We start from the raw sequence: 1,722 nt of genomic DNA on the forward strand, positions 1-1,722 counted from the left end.
GGCCGGGGCATGTCCGAAACCCTATCCGGCGACTCCCCTCCGCCCTCCGGCGACCCGCCCCGCCGGGAGACGAGGGGGTCCGGGGCGAAGCGGGCGCCGACCGATCGGCGCGTCGTCGATCGGTCGGCGGGTGGGATCGGCGCACCGGGGTAGTCGGGATGGGGGTCGGGACGCGCGTCGTTCCCCCCGGGTCGCACCGCACCGGTCGGTTCGACCGCCATGACCTAATCTTCTGTTCGGTGGCCCGATGCGTTCCCCGGAGGTCCGGGAAGGCGGGCGCCACCACCCGTTGAGCCCCGGGAGGCCCTCATGTCCACCGTCTCGTCGCCCGTGAGCGGACGTGTCGTCGGGCTGGACGGGGTACCCGACCCGGTCTTCGCCGGCGCCATGGTGGGGCAGGGCACCGCCGTCGATCCGCCCCGCGGGGCCATGGATGCGGTGGCCCCGTTGGACGGCATCGTGGTCTCCCTCCACCCGCACGCCTTCGTGGTGGTGGACGCGGAGGGGCACGGGGTTCTCACCCATTTGGGGATCGACACCGTGCAGCTGGGCGGCGAGGGCTTCGAGGCGCTGGTCGGCAAGGGCGACACCGTGGAGCGGGGACAACCGGTGGTGCGGTGGGACCCGTCCGCCGTCGAGGCGGCCGGCAAGTCACCGATCTGTCCGGTGATCGCCCTGGACGCCGGGGCGGACGCCCTCTCGGACATGGTCCCGGCCGGGGAGGTACGGGCGGGCGACACGCTCTTCCTGTGGAGCTGAGCCCACCCGCGACCGGTCGGAGCGGGTGGAACCGGTATCGGCTCGGCGCATCGCCGTGCCGCTGCCCCCGCCCCGGGAGACACCGGGGCGGCAATCGACATCGGGACGTGAAGAGATGGACGCGAGGTTGCGCGGGGTCGGGGTGAGCCACGGAGTGGCGCTGGGCGAGGTCCGGCACATGGGCACGGCGGTGCTGGAACCACCCCCGGAGCGCATCTCCGCCGAGGAGGCCCCGGCCGAGTGCGAACGTGCCCGGCGGGCGGTCGAGGACGTGGCCGGGGAGCTGGAGGCCCGTGGCAGGCTGGCCGGGGGTGAGGCCCTGGCGGTGCTGGAGGCCCAGGCACTGATGGCCCGGGACCCCGAGCTGATGGCCGACGTGGACCGCCGGGTGGAGGACGGCGCCCGGGCGGAGCGGGCGGTGCACGACGCCTTCGCCGCCTACCGGGACCTGCTCGCGGGCGCCGGGGACTACTTCGCCGGCCGGGTGGCCGACCTGGAGGACGTGCGCAACCGCGTCGTGGCCCGCCTGCTGGGCGTCCCGATGCCGGGTGTTCCGGAGAGCGACGAACCGTTCGTGCTGGTGGCCAGGGACCTGGCCCCGGCCGACACCGCGCTGCTGGACCCCGCGCTGGTGCTGGCCTTCGTGACCGAGGAGGGCGGCCCCACCAGTCACAGCGCGATCCTGGCCCGGGCGCTGGGGGTACCCGCGGTGGTGGCGCTGCGGGGCGCCACGGACCTGACCGAGGGCGTCGTGGTCGGGGTGGACGGCACCACCGGCGAGGTGCTGGTGGACCCCGGTCCCCGGGAGCGCGAGGAACTGGCCCGGGTGGCACGCGAACGCCGGGAGGCGGCCCGCTCGACGACGGGGCCGGGGGCCACGGCCGACGGTCACGCCGTGCCGCTGCTGGCCAACATCGGCGGTCCGGCCGACGTGCCGGCCGCGGTGGAGGCGGGGGCGGAGGG

2 protein-coding genes are annotated in these 1,722 nt (G+C 75.7%); both read left to right on the forward strand.

Going from position 1 to position 1,722, the window contains the following annotated elements:
• Window positions 1–309 precede the first annotated feature (309 nt).
• Entirely contained in the window at window positions 310–759 is a 450-nt protein-coding gene (locus FNQ90_RS22125) for a PTS sugar transporter subunit IIA (protein ID WP_182607964.1), read from the forward strand.
• Window positions 760–874: 115 nt separating this feature from the next.
• Window positions 875–1,722: PEP-utilizing enzyme (locus FNQ90_RS22130; RefSeq protein WP_267133090.1), on the forward strand; the 848-nt coding region annotated here is incomplete at its 3' end.

The sequence above is a fragment of the Streptomyces alkaliphilus genome, from assembly GCF_014141535.1.
GTDB classification, from domain to species: Bacteria; Actinomycetota; Actinomycetes; order Streptomycetales; family Streptomycetaceae; genus Streptomyces; species Streptomyces alkaliphilus.